The organism is Nostoc sp., from assembly GCF_036916985.1.
Taxonomy (GTDB): Bacteria; Cyanobacteriota; Cyanobacteriia; order Cyanobacteriales; family Nostocaceae; genus Nostoc.
Map to the genome: position 1 here is coordinate 1 of NZ_JBALFD010000050.1, position 19,222 is coordinate 19,222.

General features: G+C 38.4%; 13 protein-coding genes. 2 read left to right on the top strand and 11 right to left on the bottom strand.

Features of this window, described 5'->3' with window-relative positions; translation table 11 throughout:
- Window positions 1-202: 202 nt before the first annotated feature.
- From V7L07_RS17190 to V7L07_RS17205, 4 genes are all read right to left on the bottom strand, one after another.
- Window positions 203-406: a hypothetical protein gene (locus V7L07_RS17190; protein WP_335059785.1), complete on the bottom strand. Its 204-nt coding sequence runs from the start codon at window positions 404-406 to the stop codon at window positions 203-205.
- A 36-nt stretch (window positions 407-442) separates the two neighbouring features.
- A complete protein-coding gene (locus V7L07_RS17195) occupies window positions 443-2,779 on the bottom strand; it encodes an NACHT domain-containing protein (RefSeq protein ID WP_335059787.1) in 2,337 nt (778 codons plus the stop codon).
- Window positions 2,780-3,066: 287 nt separating this feature from the next.
- Window positions 3,067-4,200 (bottom strand): hybrid sensor histidine kinase/response regulator, encoded by a 1,134-nt coding sequence (locus V7L07_RS17200; RefSeq protein ID WP_335059789.1) that lies wholly within the window; start codon window positions 4,198-4,200, stop codon window positions 3,067-3,069.
- Window positions 4,197-4,787: a response regulator gene (locus V7L07_RS17205; protein WP_335059791.1), complete on the bottom strand. Its 591-nt coding sequence runs from the start codon at window positions 4,785-4,787 to the stop codon at window positions 4,197-4,199. The genes V7L07_RS17200 and V7L07_RS17205 overlap by 4 nt, the downstream gene beginning before the upstream one ends.
- A 1,086-nt stretch (window positions 4,788-5,873) precedes the next feature.
- Between V7L07_RS17205 and V7L07_RS17210 the strand changes: the two genes are divergently transcribed.
- Window positions 5,874-11,042 (top strand): PAS domain S-box protein, encoded by a 5,169-nt coding sequence (locus V7L07_RS17210; RefSeq protein ID WP_335059793.1) that lies wholly within the window; start codon window positions 5,874-5,876, stop codon window positions 11,040-11,042.
- A gap of 547 nt (window positions 11,043-11,589) precedes the next feature.
- On the opposite strand, the gene V7L07_RS17215 is transcribed toward V7L07_RS17210, so the two are convergent.
- From V7L07_RS17215 to V7L07_RS17225, 3 genes are read right to left on the bottom strand one after another with little or no spacing between them, the layout of a single operon-like run.
- Window positions 11,590-13,431 (bottom strand): AAA family ATPase, encoded by a 1,842-nt coding sequence (locus V7L07_RS17215; RefSeq protein WP_335059795.1) that lies wholly within the window; start codon window positions 13,429-13,431, stop codon window positions 11,590-11,592.
- Between the two features lie 37 nt (window positions 13,432-13,468).
- Window positions 13,469-15,373, bottom strand: a complete 1,905-nt coding sequence (locus tag V7L07_RS17220) for an ArsA family ATPase (RefSeq protein ID WP_335059797.1) — start codon at window positions 15,371-15,373, stop codon at window positions 13,469-13,471.
- 28 nt (window positions 15,374-15,401) lie between these two features.
- Entirely contained in the window at window positions 15,402-16,085 is a 684-nt protein-coding gene (locus V7L07_RS17225; protein WP_335059799.1) for a GvpL/GvpF family gas vesicle protein, read from the bottom strand.
- Window positions 16,086-16,284: 199 nt separating this feature from the next.
- Here V7L07_RS17225 and V7L07_RS17230 point away from each other — a divergent pair, with 199 nt between their 5' ends.
- A complete protein-coding gene (locus V7L07_RS17230) occupies window positions 16,285-16,542 on the top strand; it encodes a gas vesicle protein (RefSeq protein WP_335059801.1) in 258 nt (85 codons plus the stop codon).
- Between the two features lie 353 nt (window positions 16,543-16,895).
- Here V7L07_RS17230 and V7L07_RS17235 read toward each other — a convergent pair whose 3' ends face one another.
- From V7L07_RS17235 to V7L07_RS17250, 4 genes are all read right to left on the bottom strand, one after another.
- Complete coding sequence (locus V7L07_RS17235) at window positions 16,896-17,285, bottom strand: gas vesicle protein GvpG (RefSeq protein WP_335059803.1); 390 nt, start codon at window positions 17,283-17,285, stop codon at window positions 16,896-16,898.
- Between the two features lie 11 nt (window positions 17,286-17,296).
- On the bottom strand, window positions 17,297-18,034 hold the full coding sequence (locus V7L07_RS17240; protein ID WP_335059805.1) for a GvpL/GvpF family gas vesicle protein: 738 nt from the start codon (window positions 18,032-18,034) through the stop codon (window positions 17,297-17,299).
- 173 nt (window positions 18,035-18,207) lie between these two features.
- Window positions 18,208-18,675: a gas vesicle protein K gene (locus V7L07_RS17245; protein WP_335059917.1), complete on the bottom strand. Its 468-nt coding sequence runs from the start codon at window positions 18,673-18,675 to the stop codon at window positions 18,208-18,210.
- Between the two features lie 95 nt (window positions 18,676-18,770).
- A complete protein-coding gene (locus V7L07_RS17250) occupies window positions 18,771-19,220 on the bottom strand; it encodes a gas vesicle protein (RefSeq protein WP_335059807.1) in 450 nt (149 codons plus the stop codon).
- Window positions 19,221-19,222 lie beyond the last annotated feature (2 nt).

The window sequence follows — 19,222 nt, forward strand, 5'->3', positions numbered from 1 at the left end:
AGGGAGGAGCAACGAAAAATTAAGCTTTTTGCTCCCCTCTCCGTGTCGGAGAGGGGCTGGGGGAGAGGTCAAATAAGACTTGTCGAACTCACGTTTTGTTAGCGCAGCGTAAAGCCTTCTCTACGAGAGGCTCCGCCAACGCTTAGAGCGAGTCTTCTCCCAAAGGGAGACGCTAAGAGCGATAGCGCCAGCGGCAAGCGAGTCATCGAGCGTCACGAGCGTCATTTTGAATTTTGAATTTTGAATTTTGAATTGTTAATTCGTCCTTGTCCACGATTTGCATCCTCAACAGTTCTGGCTGTATGTTGGTTGGGGCATTTTCCATAAAAGGCGGCAAGTTGCTGATCGCACTCTGCGTTACAAGTGCTTCTACGGGTTGATGAGTTGCCTCAGCAATACGAACCAATTGGCGAAAGATAGTTTCTGGAAGTTCGATTGTTACTTACTGTGTTGTCATCGTTGTATCTGGCAGTAAAATCAAAGTCTCCTCAATCATCTCTCGTAACTTGGGAGTAACATTACTAGCAGTGCTGAAGCAATATACTAGTAAACTGTTTGCCTCCCAGTATTGCTGAATTAACTGTAACTGTTCATCACTAAATTCCCAATTATAGCCTATCTGTCGGTTAATTGTGATCGCTTCATTTAATTGTGTAGTCCATGATTGCCCGTTAGATTGCCACCATGCTTTTAATATCTCTCTATCTTGTTGTGAACTAGGCAATTCATTTTTGAGGTATTGCAGAGATTCATATAAAGATGTATGATCTTGTAATAAATAATCAATATCAAGAGCTAATTTTATAGCAGAGATGCGCTTACAAAAAATCTCTGGAGTCAAAGCTAGGCTAACGGCAAGGATATGGATTAAAGCTAAGTCTAAAGCTAAATCATCAGCTAATTTTCCAGCAAGATGGTTATCTAAAGATATAGCTAGAGTTTGATTGCGCGATAAAAAATAATGAGGAGGTAGGACGAGGGTAAAGTAAAAAGCACGGATAGCAGATGGATGACAATCTGAGGTAACTGTTGAAGACTTTTGCAGCACCCAAGTAAGAAAACGCTTTAATGTTTCATCTCTAACAGCTAATTTCTCAATTTGTTGCTTCATTAACTGGAATAAATTATCAAACGATCTGAGCATTTCAGATGTAAGCAAAATAACTTCACGCCAGCGTTTATCAAACAAATGATTGACAACTTGTTCTAATGTTTTTTGATCGCCATTAGCAACAAAGTTCCTCGCAGTGAAGTATTCGTGAAATGTTAAATGAGAAAAAGAATAAATCCCTCTAGCTTGTTCAACTAATAATCCATGCTGTAACTCAATTGCTTGAAGTACAGCTTTACTATTTACTTGTAAATCTTCTATATCAGTCGGTGCATTGGGTAGCAAATAGAGATAGTCAGCTATTAATTGACAAATTTTACTTTCTTCAAAAAAGTAATCCCCTGTTTCAAAAGAAATAGCAGCTATATAACTAAGTAATTTAATTTTCTGAGTTAAAGTTAAATTACGGTAAACCTCATCTCTTTTTATACCTCTTGCTTCATCCCAACGTACCAGTAATAACTCTAATCCTTGTTGATAAATTTCGGAACGCTTAGTCGGAAAATCGCCTAAATATTGAAAAACTAAACAAGTGAGATTTAGTAAAAGAGGTGTAGATGCTAGGTTTTGAACCAGTCGATTTTCGGGAAGCGCTATTGTATCAATAAATTTAGAGGCTAATGTTTTTCTTAAACGGAGATTATTTTTAGCAAATGCTGCAAACCATTTGTTAGCAAAAGTTGAAATTTGTAATTTTGTAAACTCAGCAATTTCTACTTCAGCAAACCCTTTAAATTTCTGATGTCTAAATGCAATCCTACAAGTAATAATTACTATATTTTTATAAAAAATATCCAAAAAATTGCTAATTACTTTATTGATTCTATCACTATTTTTATCGGCGATTTCATCCAAACCATCTAGCAAAATTAAAGCTTTACCTTCATGAAGTAGATATTCTAATTCTTGTTGAGTTATTTTGCAAATGCTAAATTCTTGAATTAAATAGCTTAATAAATAATTTTTATCATCATAATCCATGTTTTCAGCAAAATCTTTCAGACTAATAAAAATAGGAACCCTTTGAGTCTGAAATTTACCTTGATTACAAAGGATAGCAATTGATTGTAAAAAAGTAGTTTTTCCTGCTCCTGGCTTTCCAAGTAAGATAAGCTTAGAAGATTTTTCAATAGCTTGTAAACCTGTAATTTTCTTAGTACTAACTTCCTCGGAGTCAAATTTATCTAAAGCTTTATTATCAAATTTTTGTAAATCTGAAATATCTAGCCATCTTTGACTGTTAATTTCTTCTACTACATTTACCTCAACAAATAATTCATCTAATTCTACAGTACGAGCAACATCTAGCAACCGCATCGTACCACATTGGTGTTGAATTTTTTCCGAGTGAGCAGCACGTACTTTAATCACTAAAGGGTCAATGATAGTAGAATTTTTACTTTCCATTATCTGCTGAGATGCTAAGTCTTCATCTGGTTCAAATTCCAGTTTTTGAACAATATCTTCTGGTTCTAGTGCTAGACTCAAGCAAATTTCATGGAATATTTGACGGGCAACAGGTTTGCCAGTAAAAAACTTCCAAATTGGTTGGCGGCTGTCTAAACCAACTTGACTTGCAAGATATTCTTGTGTCCAACCTTTATGATTAAAAGCCTGCTTGGCTTTTCTAATACCTTCATCTGAAGCTTGGAGAGATCGTTTGGCCATGCTGATATCAGAAATTTATTCAATTAAAGAATTAATTGACATCAATTGTATTCAATTTTTTAAATTAGCGACAAGTGAATTATTTATACTAGTGTATGGTGTTGCTCTTTGTCAATAAAAAACAGAAAAATATAGTTGAATTTTTTAAAAACTTAGTTCGATAAACTTATCTAGAGAGACAGAATTTCCAAATATGCCATTTAATTTTCATTAATTCAGATAATCTTAATTAAGATTAAATAAGCTTATAGTGAATTTTTGTTAAGTAATCAATTTATTTATCAATATTAAACAGATACAGAATCTACTTTCAATGGAAGTCTAACTACAAAACTTGTTCCTTTACATAGCGTACTATCTACGTGTATTGTGCCTTTGTGCAGATCCACACATTGCTTAACAATTGCTAGCCCTAATCCTGAACCTGGAATTGTAGCAACATTGGTAGCACGTTGAAAAGGTTCAAATAGTTTAGCTTGAGATTCTGCTGGAATCCCTATTCCTTGGTCTGTTACTTGAAAACACACACTATTCTCTTCGCAAGTTAGGGATAACGAGATTGTACTACCTTTTGAAGAGTACTTCACTGCGTTGGAAAGTAAGTTATTTAGTAAATGCCATAGTAGCTGTTCATCTAAACAGGCAATATAACTTTCGGCATTTGCTAAAAAGCTAACTTCATACTGATCTTTAAGTGTAAACCGCAAAGATTCAGCTATTTCTGTACAGAAATTTACCACATCTATTGGTGTGGGGTTAAATAGAAAACTGTTAGATTCGGATCTGCCTAGTGTGAGTATATTCTCTAAAAGATTTGTTAAGCTATGGGTGGCAGAATCAATGCCGTTGATATGATTTTGTTTTCTTTGCTCTGACATCTGATTTCCATAGGCTTTCAACATTTCAGTACTAAGCTGAATTGTGGTCAAACGGTTACGAAATTCATGTGCTGCCATGTAAAAGTGCTGAGATTTTATCTGATTTTTGGACTCAGCAATTTGCTGATTAGTTTTGGCAGCAACCAGCGCTTTCTTAACTTCAATCTCTGCTTGGTGTCGGGAAAGAGCCATCTCAATTGTGGTAGCTAGTATTCTTTCATCAAATGGTTTTAAAATATAACCAAAAGGTTGGGAAATCTTAGCTCGTTCTAGTGTCGCTCGATCGGCATTAGCAGTTAGGTAAACTACAGGTAAATTAAAGCGAGACTGGATTTCTAAAGAGGCTTCTATTCCATCCATTTCGCCCTCTAGCCTGATGTCCATTAGTACTAAATCTGGCTGCAAAGTTTCTGCTATTAAAATAGCCTCTTCTCCTGATGCAACTAAAGCAGAGACATTATATCCCAAGTGTTCTAGAGTTTCTCTCAGGTCATCAGCAACTAACTGCTCATCTTCAACTATCAAAATTTGGGTATGATTCATGATTTATTTGGATTTATTTCCTGTAATCTTTGGCTTAAACTATAAATTTCTTTGAGATTTTTTAATATTTCATCTTTATCTATTAATTCATAGTTATCTATCAGCTTCTTGGAAATAGACATAATCTCCTGAAGAGGATTACACAACTCGTTGCTAGTCGATTGAGTGATAGAGTTATAATATTTGTTTATTTTTCTTTGAGTTTGTCTATTAATTATTTCTTGCTTTTCAAATCTTGCTGTTATTGCACCCAGTAAATCTGCTCTTGTAAATGGCTTAACCAGATAATCATCTGCACCTAATTCTATGCCTTGACGGATATCACTCTGAGAAGCTTTAGCTGTAATAAATATGAAAGGAATTGCTTCAGTTTCTGGATTTTCACGACACCAACTAACGACTTCATATCCATCTAACTTAGGCATTGTAATGTCGCAGATAATCAAATCTGGAATTTCTGCTTGTAGTAATTTAATGCCGACTTGTCCGTTCTCTGCATCCATAACATAGAAATTTTCGGCAGTCAGCATTTCTACAATAACGCTACGGATATCTTCCTGGTCTTCAATTACTAAGATTTTTGTCATTACTTGAGATGTATTGTCTGTTTTAGTATTTGGACTTCGGACAAAAAATAGTTGTTTGCAAATAATATGACTTTGGTAGGAAATTACTGAAACTTTGATTATTTACTAGGTTGTGTAGAACGAAGTTAAATCCAAACCTAACATTTTTCAAAGAAACGGTTTTTTATTGGCAGTCCAATTGTTAAATTATATTTTGCTAACTTTTGCCAACAAAGTCATAATATTCACGAACAAAAATGATTAATCTTGTTTATATTTTTTGCCCTCTTCTATTAAATCGCCTGATCCTTGCAGTAAAGGATCTACAGATTGTTGCAGTCATTGAATCTTGGATCTCACAGCTACTTGCTAAACCGCCATGAGGTAAGCTTTACGACTAGCTTTTTCAAGATGCTTGTATTTAGTATACTTCCCTTTTGTTTCGGTCGGTAAAATAGCTTGAAATATTTGTAGTTTATATAGGACTCCTATTTAATTTTTGAACAAAACTTAGTACATCTTTCTTCCCTATTCCATATTCCCTATTCCATATTCCCTATTCCATATTCCCTATTCCATATTCCCTCTCCCTACGAGTGATTCACAAATCAAATAGGATTGCTATAGTATTAGTAAGTAAGTAGGTAGGCACAAATCAACCCAACTATGTAACCAAATACAAAATGCTTGAAACCCTTGTGACTGCAAGTCTTAGAGACGCTACGCGAACACTTCGCTTCACTGAGTTCGCAATTATATAGTTATAAATTTTCTCGCCTACCTATTTAAGTATTCTTTTTAGCTAAATAGTGCATTATCCAAAAAGCAGGTGGAGTAAGCAACTGATTTGCTTGAAAAACTTTAATTTTTGTTTCCAATCGTTCTGAGGCTTTGTAAAAAAAACGTACATATTTTCAACTATACTGAAAACTCGATATACAACTTTTTTTATAGAGAGTTGTGTCAGTATTAATACTTCAGGAATTTTATTTATTCTGTTTTCAATACCCTATTCATGGTTGACTCGATATCAGAAAACTTTTGAATCTGGCAAATAGAGAATTTCAATTTTTTGATGAAATACGATCGCGTTTATATGTGTGATTTATGAGTCATCGTTCCTACCTAACTATTCTAGTGATTGATGATTGTGCCGAAGATCGGGAGATATATCATCAGTATTTACAACAGGATGCATTGTATATATATAATATTTTAGAGTTTCAGACAGCAAAACAGGCGATGACATCGTGTCAGGAACAGATACCAGATGTAATTTTGCTGGATTATTTATTGCCCGATGACGATGGATTAGGATTTCTGCAAAACCTGAGAGAAAACCTGAATAATAGCCAATCTGCCGTCATTATGCTCACAGGACAAGGAGACGAGACGATCGCTGTCCGTGCCATGAAAAAAGGCGCTCAGGATTATTTGGTGAAAAATTATCTCACACCGGAAATCTTGCAAAGTGCCATTCATCATGCCGTGGAACTGAAGTTGCTGACTCAGCAGTTAGAACAAAGTCGGCAACAACAACAACTGATGGCGGCGATCGCTTTACGGATTCGTCAGTCCCTCGATCTAGAAGAAATTTTGACTGCTACAGCCGCAGAAGTGCGCCAGTTTCTTCAGACAGACAGGGTGGTGATTTATCAATTTCAGCCTGATATGAGCGGAACTGTGGTGGCGGAGTCTATACTTCCCGGTTGGACAGTGGCGATGGGAGCGGGAATTCAAGATGATTGCTTTAAAGATGGTGCTGGAGCCGATTATCACCAAGGAAAAAAACGGGCAATTGACGATATAAATCAGGCAGGCTTAACGCTTTGTCATTTGCAGCTATTAGAGCAATTTGAAGTCAAAGCCTGTCTGATAGTACCTATTTTGGTGACAAATAACTTATGGGGATTATTAATTGCCCACCAATGTACTGCACCCCGTCATTGGCAGTCATTTGAACTTGACTTGTTGGATCAGTTGGCCGTGCAAATAGCGATCGCCATTCAGCAAGCCAGTGCATATCAGCAAGTACAAACAGAACTGCAAGAACGAAAACGAGTAGAAGCAACTCTGCGAGAGAGCGAACAACGGTTTCGGCAGATGGCTGATACTGCTCCGGTACTGATTTGGATGGCTGGATTGGATAAAGCTTGTCAATACTTCAATAAAACCTGGCTAGAATTTACTGGTAAAACCTTAGAAGAAGAGGTAGGCGATGGTTGGGCGCAAAGAGTACATCCCGATGACTTACAAGATTGTTTAGATACTTATATCAATGCCTTTGATGCGCGCCAACATTTTCAAATGGAATATCGCCTCGAACGCTTTGATGGAAAATATCGTTGGATTTTGGACACTGGCACTCCTCGTTTCACCCGTGAAGGAGAGTTTCTTGGCTATATTGGCTCGTGTGTAGATATTAGCGATGTCTACGACGAGTTTTGCTTACGTAAGCAAGTAGAGCAAGCCCTGCGGCAAAATGAGGAGCGGTTGAGTCTGGCTCTAGAAGCTGCGCGTATGGGTAACTGGGACTGGAATATTACCACAGGAGAAATTCACTGGTCGGCGAACTTGGAAAAACTTTTTGGTATGGTTCCCGGAACCTTCGATGGTCAGTATGAAACATTTATGACGACGATCCACCCGGACGATCGCGAGTCAGTTGTACTAGCAATTAATCGTGCTGTCTATGAGCGAGAAGATTACAACATCGAATTTCGATTTATCAAATTAGATGGTACTCTACATTGGGCGCTAGGTAGAGGTCGTGTCTTTTATGACCAAAAGGGTAATCCTGTGCGGATGAGTGGTGTAGATAAGGACATCACTGAACGCAAACATGCAGAAGTCGCCCTTAAAGAAAGTGAAGCTCGCTTTCAGGCGTTCATGAATAATAGTCCCGCCGCTTCTTGGATTACCGATGAAAATGCTCGGATGCTCTATCTGAGCCAGACTTACCTCCGTACCTTTCAACTACCAAGTGGAAAGCTAGAGGATGTGATTGGCAAGACAGTTTTTGAGGTGTATCCGGCGGAAATAGCCCAGCAGTTTTTGGATAATATTCACCAGGTTGCACAAACTCAGCAAATCCTAGAAACCATTGAACAGGCTCCTAAACCAGATGGTACACTGGGCGATTTCTTAGTCTATAAATTCCCTTTACCAGCAACGACCGAGCAATTAATGGTTGGTGGCATTGCAGTTGATATTAGCGATAAAATTCGTGCAGAACAGGCATTGCAACAACTAAATCAAGAACTCGAAGCCAGAGTTGAAGAACGCACGGCGGCTTTACGCGAAAGTGAAGAACGTTGGCATTTGGCACTACGAGGCAGCAATGATGGTATCTGGGATTGGAACATCAAAACTAGTGAAGTTTTCTTCTCGGCTCGTTGGGAAGAAATGCTGGGCTTTGCTGAGAATGAACTTATCCACAATTTTGAAGCATGGTCAAGCCGAATTCATCTCGACGATCGCGATCGCATTATGAAGGCGCTGACTAACCATTTAGCCCATAAAACACCCTTTTTCCAAGAAGAATACCAGATAAAATGCAAAGATAGCTCTTATATTTGGATATTAGACCGGGGTCAGGCATTGTGGGATGAATTCGGCAATGCCATTCGCATGAGTGGCTCGGCAACGGATATTAGCAAACGCAAGCAAACGGAAGCAGCATTATTAACCGTTACCAGACTGAAACAAGCTATTTTAGCTAGCATCGATTATGCCATTATTTCTACCAATTCCGAGGGAATAATTCAAACTTTTAACCTGGCTGCTCAGAAGATGTTGGGTTATACAGCCGATGAGGTTATTGGTCAGTTAACAATAAACAGGTTTCACGATCCAGAGGAACTCAAGCAACTTTCAGATGCACTCTCGCGGGAGATGGGCAGGGAAATTCCCTTTGGAGATTTATCTATGCTGAAAACCCAGCAAGATAATTGCGAGGTAGAATTAACTTTCATTCGTAAAGACGGTTCGCGCTTTCCTGTTGCTCTATCGGTTAAACCCCTGTGTAATCTAGAAGGACAAATTATCGGGGGTGTGGGGATTGCCAAAGATATCACCCAGCAAAAACAAATTGAAGCTCAACTCCGCAAAAATGCGGCTAACCTCGAATCTGCACAACGGATTGCAAATCTGGGTAGTTGGGAGATGGATTTACACACGCAACAATTAATCTGGTCAGAAGAAGTATTTCGCATATTTGGTTGTAATCCTGAGTCTGGGACACCAAGCTACAACGAAATGCTCAATTACATTCATCCAGACGATCGCGATCGCCGTGATTTGGTTTTGCTAGAAGCAATGGAACAGGGACAGCCTTATGAAATAGAGTATCGTTTTTATCGAGCAGATGGAAGTTTGGGTTATTTACTATCACAAGGCGAATTCATCTTAGATATTAACGATCAACCATGTCAATTAATTGGCACTATCTTTGATATCACCAAACGTAAGCAAACTGAAGAACAACTACGCAACCTTTCAGATCGATTGGGCTTGGCGCTCAAGTCAGCCAATATTGGTATTTGGGACTGGGATATGATCCACGCTCTCGACTGGGATGATCGAATGTATGAACTGTATGATTTACAACGGTCTGACGTGATTTTAGCGTATCAAGACTGGGCAAATAGGCTCCATCCAGATGATCGAACTGTAGCAGAAACTACTTTTCAAAATGCTGTAGAGCGGGTAAAAGAACTTGATACGGAGTTTCGGATTATTCTTGCCGATGGCAGTATCCGCTTTATTAAAGCCTCTGCTCTAATTCAACACAATGAGCGGGGTGAACCACAGCGCATGGTTGGCATTAACTATGATATTACCGATCGCAAACAAGTAGAGTTAGCTCTGCGGGAGAGTGAACACCTTTATGCTACCTTGACAGAAGCAGCCCCAGTTGCTATTTTCCGCCTTGATGCTGCTAGTAATTGTATCTACGTCAACGAGCGCTGGGGTCTGATGATGGGTAAACCAACAGCAGCAGCGTTGGGAAAAGGGTGGTTAGAAAATATACATTTAGAAGAGTGCGATCGCCTGTTGATGGACTGCTCTGACCCCTTTGAAACAAGATGTAAGCTGCATGAAACCTGTCGGCAAGAGGTCAAATATTTGCGTCCAGATGGTTGCATCTCCTGGTTCTATATGCAGATAGTACTCGAAAACAACCCCAGTGGTACGCTTGTCGGCTATATAGGAACCCTGACAGATATCACCATTCGCAAAGAAATTGAATCAGAAGTTAATCACCACCGTGATTTGCGAGAAGCAATCTTTAACGAATCAACCGATGCTCTTTTCTTAGTAGACAGCGATACCTATTTGATTTTTGATTGCAATCGCCGTGCAGTTGAGTTATTTGAGGTTTCAGAAAAGGAAGAATTAATTAATATTCAGGGGAATACACTGCAACGTTACCAATTTACTCCCCAAGAATTGGCTGAGATTATACAAGAACTGAATCAAAAATCTTCTTGGAGTCGGGAAATTGAATATGTCACCCGCAAAGGGAATTTATTTTGGGGGAATTTAGCAACTAAACGAATTACTGTCGCAGGGAAGACGATTAATTTGGTGCGATTGTCTGATATTAGCGAGCGCAAAAAATCAGTAGAACAAATTCAGCGATCGCTAGAAGAAAAAGAAACATTACTTAAAGAAATTCACCATCGAGTAAAAAACAACCTGCAAATTATTTCCAGTCTGCTCAGGATGCAATCTAGACGTTCTGACGATGAAACAACTTTGTCGATGTTTAAAGAATCTCAAGATCGCGTACAGTCAATGGCTTTGATTCATGAGCAACTGTATCAGTCAGCAGATATTTATGAAATCAACTTTGACAACTATATCAAAAGTCTGATAGATAGCTTATTTCGCTCCTATGGAGTCAGTCAAAAAAATATTGTTCTCAATATAGAAACTAATGGGATTAAATTACCACTTGATACAGCTATTCCCTGCGGATTGATAATTAACGAATTGGTTTCTAATTGTCTAAAGTATGCATTTTCCGAACAAGAGAAAGGCAATATTACAATTTGTCTCGAACAATCCTCAGAAAAACAATTAAATTTAGTAGTTAAAGATAATGGTATTGGCATTTCCGAAACATTAAATTGGGAAAATAGCAACTCTTTAGGCTTAAGAATTGTGAAAAATCTAGTTAGACAGCTAAAAGGCAATATTATTTTAGAGCGTGAAGGTGTAAACTCTCACAGACATCGCGGTACTACCTTCTATATTCACTTCCCCCAATAGACTCCGAAAAAGAATGTAGAGACGTAGCATTGCCACGTCTTTACAAGGGTTCTGGGTAACGCATATTTAATTTCTGGAGATGTCTATTGGACATCTCTGGAAAAGATTTAGAAACCACAAATTTGCACGCAGACCTAACCCCCCTTCCCTTGTAGGGAAGGGGGTTTTAAAGCCTCTCCCCGAAACGGAGAGAGGTTTGGAGAGGGATCTTTTTTCTTTTCTGGAGATGTCCAATAGTCACACCGATCGCCTAACCGCCCAATTGCGTGCTTTAGGCATTGAACCAGAATTATTAAGACATAAACTTACTATTAACGTAACGTAAGTTCGAGGAATCATATAGTGTCCGTCTAATTAGCCGTAACAAAGACCTCTAAGAAGGTTTTACTATGCAAAACCGTCCCTCTCCGAGTCGGAGAGGGACAGACTTGAACTTTAGTTCAAGGCAGGGAGAGGTTTATCGAACTCACGTTAACATAGGAGCAATTCATAAATTGCCCCTACGTTAATAAATCGCTAAAAACCTATGTTTTGATCTCAGAAAAAGCTAATCTGGGCGCTGTTGAGTTAGAACCTGATAAGCATAATTGAAATCATCAGTAGTAATCCTGATTTCAGTTGGCTCTGTCAACCCTTGGGAGCGGAAACGCCGAATTGCTTCTACCGCCGCTTGATTGCACAGTAAAGTTAAATCTGCACCATTCCAGTCTTTGCTCATCTCTGCCCAATAGTTTAAATCTACATCTTCTAGGGGTCGTCCTTGACTATGGACTTGCAGAATTGCCAAGCGACTAGCTAAATCTGGTAAATCTACCTTCATCTGTAAATCCAATCGTCCAGCTCGTAACAAAGCTGGATCAAGGGCATCAGGTCGATTTGTCGCCCCAATTACCAAGATAGTACTTCCCACTTCTATACCATCTAACTCAGTGAGTAATTGACCGACTACGCGATCGCTCACTCCCGAATCACCATTGTAACTGCCGCGTGCCGGGGCTAAAGTATCAATTTCATCAATAAATACTACACAAGGCTCCGCCTGACGCGCCTTAGCAAATAACTCGCGCACAGCTTGTTCACTCGCACCTACCCAACGGGTGAGTAATTCTGGGCCGTTGACACTAATAAAATTAGCTTTGGCTTGGGAAGCGACAGCTTTAGCCAATAAAGTTTTACCCGTCCCCGGTGGCCCCCACAATAAGATTCCCTTGGGTGCTAGTGCTTTAGTTTGCAGGTAAAGTTCTGGATACAGTAGCGCTCCTTCTACTGATTCCCGTAGAGTTTCCTTAATCTTATCCAAACCGCCAATATCTTCCCAAGCGATATGGGGAACTTCCACTTCCACACTCCGCAATACAGCCGGTTTAATTTCTTTGAGTCCTTGCAAAAAGTCAGTTTGGTTAACCGTCATGTTTTCAGGGATTTGTCCCTCAATCGAAGGAATTTGCCGACGCAAGGCTATGTAAGCAGCTTTTTGACAAACAGCTTTCAAGTCTGCTCCCACAAATCCTACAGCCCCTTCAGCAATGACATCTAGGTTAACCGTCTCATCCAAAGGCATCGCACGGGTGAGAATTTCCAGAATATCTCTGCGTCCTTTAGCATCTGGAATCCGAAACTGCACTTCGCGGTCAAATCGTCCAGGACGACGCAAAGCTGGGTCAAGATGGTCGGGGCGGTTCGTTGCAGCCAGAACAATCACACCTGGACTGTGAGAAAAACCATCCATCAGACCCAATAGTTGAGCCACAACGCGTTTTTCCACCTCACCTTCTACAGAATTGCGGTCTGGAGCTAGGCTATCGATTTCATCAATGAAGATAATACAAGGAGCATTCTTAGCAGCTTTCTCAAAGATACCGCGCAGTCTTTGCTCGGCTTCACCGTAGTATTTACCGATGATTTCCGGCCCCACAATAGCAATGTAATTAACGCCGAGTTCTTCAGCTAAAGCACGCGCAGTCAGAGTTTTACCAGTACCAGGAGGGCCAACTAAAAGTACGCCCCTGGTTGGTTCTAGCCCCAGTTTAGCTAGCAAATCGGGGCGTTTTAAGGGAATAGCAATTAGTTCTTTGAGTTCTCTGAGAATCTCATTAAGCCCACCGATATCTTTCAAAGCATTACCAGAAGGAGAATCAGGTGGTGGAACAATGTCAGGTGCAGCTCCATTCCCTGCATCAGAATTAGGAGAGGGTTGGGTGCGGATACGACTTGTGCCAATATCGTTAGCCATATTATTAGGACGCGGCATATTCCCAGACCGAGGAATATTGCTCATAGAACGGGAGCTAATCTGGAAATCCGTCTTAATTTCTCCCTTTTCTACTTTTTCTTCTAAAGTCTTAACTAATTCAATTAACTGCTCAAATCCCTTGAATAAATCACTCATACAATAACTCCAAAAATCTACTTTAATTTTGTCGTATTCATCTTTTTTTGTTAGTTAATTCCTCAACTTCAAATAAAAGATTTGCAGCTCCTTTAATCCGGGCTATAGGCTCCACAGAACGGGGTAAACCAGGTAGCCGAATCATAGTTTGCTCTGGAAATAGACTGCCATCAATTTCTACCTCTCGACTGTAACGATTCTGAACTATATAACGCTGGTTAACACCCATATTTTTGAGAGACTCTGTTAAACGTATATGTTCAGATATGATTGCCACTTCCGACTGAATTACACCAATAAATTGAGTATGTTGGGGATTTTTCAAATTCTTTTGCGCTTGTACAACTTGTTGGCGTAAATGTCGTAAGCGTCCAATTAAATCAACTTTACCCAAAACATCTTGATATTTTATCCACAATTTAAATATCCAAGATAACCAATCACCTAAAGCCGATGGCATTTCTAAAAATTGGAGAAGATGACCAGTTGGTGCTGTATCTAAAATAACTAAATCTTGCTGCTTACTGTCTAATAAATCCATCACAGTAATTAGGGCTAGCATCTCATCAATACCTGGTAAAGCTTGAGACATAATCTGCCGCCATGCCTCTGGAACATAAGCAACATTATATGTTGTATCTGTTTGCGAACCTTCACCACTAATCATATCCGCTAATTCCCAAAGATAATCTACGCGGAACTTTTCTAAAACTTTATGAGCATCAATTTCTTGGCCAGTCAAATTAGATGCTAAAGATATAGGCTCATGTCCTAATTTTGTCCCAAAAGCATCTCCTAAAGAATGCGCTGGGTCTATAGAAATGACCCGAATTTTTTTATCTGGATGTTGTTGGGAAGAAGCCCAAGCGATAGCGGCTGCTACTGTCGTTTTACCTACACCTCCTTTACCACCAACAATAATTAATTTGCATCCTTCATTGAGAAAATCATGGAAGCTAGGTAAAACTTTAGCAGGCCATTGAATCAGTGGTGGTGGAGCAAGTTCAACACTTTCTATTTGTTTAATTTGGGCTGCTAGAGAATCTAAAGCCACGTCGCCCAAAGGTTCTACCCTCTGTTCCGGTAAGATAAAAACAGGGTGATTAGGGCTAAGTTCTAAGTATTTTTTCAGGAGATTTTGCTGTTCGGCATAACGATCTGGCTCTAGCTCCGAATTTAGCAAAATTCGATTGATGAATAATCCGGCATAAGGAACTTCTAAAGTTTTTAAACTATTTAAAAACCGCTCAGTTTCTAAAAAACACATAGGTTCAGAAATACCTACGACCAAACAACCTGTAAATTTTTCGTCTTGCAGTAAGCGTCTGCCTTCTGCTAATTCGGTTTTCATGTCTACTAAAAATTTATCGACTTCATCAGGCGTATAACTGCCTTTAAAAGTTTTGGTGATAACTCGATATTTCTCTTGAAACAATTCTAAGGAATTTAAAATAACATCTAAAAAATCTTTTAAGCCTAATAAATTTAAGGTATGTCCAGAAGGAGCCATGTCCACAACTACACGATCTACCTTTTTTTCATACAGTAAACGTTCAATTTCTAGCAATCCCATTAATTCATTTAAGCCAGGCCAGTTTAAATCCCATACCGGTGCTAAATCGGCTCCATCAGCTAAACTACCACGTTCTACCAGCATTTCTAAAAAGTGGCTATATTTGGCTTTAAATGCCAACAACAATTTTTGAGCATCCAGCGCTTGAACACTCAAGTTAGGTAAATCTGTTAATGGTAGGGCAATATCATTAACTTCTGATTGCAATACATCACCTAAAGAATGTGCCGGATCTGTAGAGATTAACAGAATTTTTTCTTGAGGGAACTTTCGCGCCCAATAACGTGCAAAACTGCAAGAAATGGTAGTTTTACCAACCCCACCTTTGCCGCTAAACATAACTAGATGTAATGAATCATAGTAGTTCATAATTGAAAAGTCCCTGAAAAACTTGTAATTAAATAAAATGATAAGGAGGAAGAGGTTCTCCCAAGATTAAATTCCAATGAGGACATTTTTTTTGCAAGCTTAATACTTGTTCTAAAAGTAAAGCTTGATCATAGCGATTGACTAAAAGATGAAGCCGTACTTCTTCTGCATGATCTTGAACGATCGCAGATGATTGATAAGTTTCCGTAATTACATTAATTAGATGAAATTTTTCTTCATTTTGGGCAGCAAAAAAGCTTTTTTGCTGCTCATAATATTGTTTTTTAGCCAAAAAATAATCTCTGCCATTTGCCCCAGATGGCTTGGCAAGTTCTTCAACTTTCTGGGGAATGACCTTTAAAGTATATTCGTTTTTTCCCTGAATGTTATTTAGCTTATCTTGATATTCCTGAGCATGGAATTCTATATGATTTAGTAATGTATCTTCAGAAAGAAAATAAGTGCCAAAACGTAAAGGTAAAACTGTCATCTGACGAGATAGCTCACAGATAACACGGTCATGAGCTAAAACCATTTTGATGACTTGCTCATCGTTATTTTGGCTTGATTCTAAAGATATTCCCGATTCTACAACAGCTGAAATATTCTTACCATTAATCAAGAGTAATTCACCAAGATTGCCAGATGGCAAATTGACAGGGAAATCAGGAGTATTGAAAAATGCATAGGTGTATAAATTCTGCGATCGCATGATTTTAACCAGATAACAAACTAGGCAATCTAATCCACAGTAACTAAAACAATCATATTGGCATAAAAATAAAAAAAATGCTGGGATTTAGGAAAATATTTATATTCTTAAAATTTTAGTTATAATACTATCAAATATCCAGGTTAACCCCATGAAAAGAATACATAACCAAGGAATAACCAGACCTAAAATTAGCACAATGCCTCGTAATCAATCTGAGGCATCCAATCAATTAGAGCTTTATAAGCTAATCACAGAAAAACAAAGGATTAAGCAAGAGTTAGTTTTTATTGATCAGCGAAAAGTGATACTTACAAAACGGTTATCTACACTCCAAGGCCAGATAGATGCGACAGACAATAATATTAAGCATTTCCGTAATTCTGAGTCTCCAGTAGCGCGTCCAAAAATCTTCTTTGAAACTAATAACTACAAGGCTTTTGATATTGAATACTAAGCTCTAAAGCCTTAAAAGTTAGTTGAAAGTAAGAACAAAAAGTAAACAACTAACCCGCAAAAGCGGGTTATTAATTGTTTAATTTTCTAGATTAACTAGCTAGAGATAAATTAACTTTTGTAGCTATAAGCTTAGTATCCACTGCTGAACAAAAAACTAATTTATTACCTTTGTCCTCTAGTTTTTTCATCCGTTATAAGTATATACGGGACTCCTATTTAATTTTTGAACAAGACTCAGTACACATCTCTCCTTTCTTCCTTGTTCCTTCCCTATGCCAGTAAGTATGGCTACGCCACGCTCCGCGAATAGTAATCAAATCGAATTGCTATACAGATCGTGATGACTAGTTATTATGGTGATAAAACTAAATTTTTATTATCTTCATATTCTTTTATAAATACGTCTTTCTCTTGGCAAACTTCATTCTCTTTAGATACATCTATAAACTCAGATTGTACTGAATAATCTTCAGATTCATCATCTTCAGCTTCTAGAGCTAGGCGAGACTCTTCCTCCAATTCCAAAGCTTGAATTTTTAAGAGAAGTTCTTCTTCTTGAGTATCAAATTCTTCTTCAGAAAAATCGCCCATATCAAATTTTAGTTGCAGACTTAATAATTGTTTATGGAGATTTTCTTGAGCATCAAACTCAGTATTAGTACGTTCTTGAATTTGTTCTCCAATCCACACAAGTCCACTAATTGGGCCCATGAGTGGTAATAGTAAGATTTTCCCTAGCATAATCTTGACTCCTATGAAGCAATTTGAGCAAAAGTATAAGGTGCAGTAAAGTTGTTGTAGCGAATGCGTAAACGTTCACCAAATTTTTGATCAATCGCTTCGACTTGTTCGCTAAATATAGATTCTTGTTCCCAAGGAATCAAAAACGCAGCGTTATAAATCATGTCTTCTGTCATTGGAGCATTTTCGATCATTTCATCTGCCAATGGTTTTAACTCATCAAAAAACACTTGAATTATTGATTCCTTGCGAATTGCTAAATTATTTTCAATTAATTGTCCAATGTGAATTACCTCCTCCATACTTAATGTCTTTCCTTCCATTTGGTCTCGTTTGTTTTTCAAGTCTTTATGAGACTCCATCAAGGCCTGTAATTCATACTTACTGTCCCAAAAAATCTTAACACTGACCTCTCGGCGCCCAGCTAATTTTTGGAATAGCTCTTGTAACTGCTCTTTATATGGTTGAAGTAGTTGTGTAGATACTGTTTCCCAATTTTTCACAACTAATCCAAAACGTAAAGGCAGTAAGGTTCTAAATCCAGCTTGCATAGCTTGTTCTAGAACTTTTTCGTGGTTGATTAAATTGCGTCGAGAAGCTAAATACTTTTCTTGTTGTGCCTCTGAATATAAAAAAGTAAATCCATCGATTACTTGACTATAGACAGGTTGAGAATCCAATCCTTTAAGAGCAACTGTTTCTGGAATTGGCTCAGGAAAAATCCCGTATACGTAAAGACCAAATGTCATAAAACTAAAGAATACCCAAACTAAAGGAATTATCAGAATTTACGCAAGTATTAGAGATTTATTGATGAGAATATCAAGAGTCAATAGTCCAACTTGACTTAACTTTTGATTGTGGACTATTGACCACCTCTCTTCTTGTACTAGTGTGCCAATTGTGTAAGTCTTTTTTGTAATTACAACGGTCTTGAGGTTAAAACTAACCGCAACTTAAGATGAATGAGATTGAGTTGAGCTATACCTAAATCTACTTCACCGTCCACAACAATTCCGGTATTTAAAAGACGGTCTAGTAGTTCCAGTATAGAAGGCTGATTCCCAATCTCACCTGGATAATAAGATCCAGGTGATGGCAAAAGAGTACCAACATCTCCTAAATTTATATTCAAGTCTGCTGGCTCAATCTCAAAAATCTCACACAAGTTTAAAACTTGTTCTTCTAGCTTTTGCAAACTTTCGCCTGCTCGTTCTAAATCAGATTCGCTGAGAGAGTTTTGTTCCATACGCCGAATTACTTGTGCTTCCATCAGCTGGCGTACTAGTTCCACTACAGTCAAAAGTAAAGGAGCTAAACCTGCTTTGCTGTTAGCTTTAGAAGTGGTAGGTAGCAAATCAGGAGACTGTTCAGAGGGAGTACAAACCATTGCCATGATGCTATCTACCTTTTCTAAAAGTATTGAATTCGACTTAATCTTGGTATAAATTGGACATGGATTACTTTGACATTTCCAAAAATTTATTACGCCCCAACTTGGGAATCCTTTTCCAATTGGTCATTTACTTCGTATGTCGGCTGGAAATCGTCTTGATTATTCGCTGCGAATGTAGCTTCATCTTTCACATTTGCAGATGTGAGTAAACGTAGCTGTGATTCTAGACTTTCTAGCCGTTGTTGAAGTTGTTGGTTTTCTTCAACTAAACGTTGAGCTTTGGTACTGAGATATGGGTCACTTTCCCACCAGTTTATACCCATCTCACGAGCTTTATCAACTGAAGAAATTAACAGACGAATCCGAATATTTATCAGTTCAGTTGAGGCAATAGATATAGAAATGTCACCAGCAATCACAATTCCTTTATCTAAAACTCTTTCGAGAATATCTGCCAAGGTGGAGCCTTGCGTAGATGTAGGAACTACTCTATTTGAGTTAATTTGAGGACGTGTTGGGTGTAGTGGGGTGGTAGTCACAA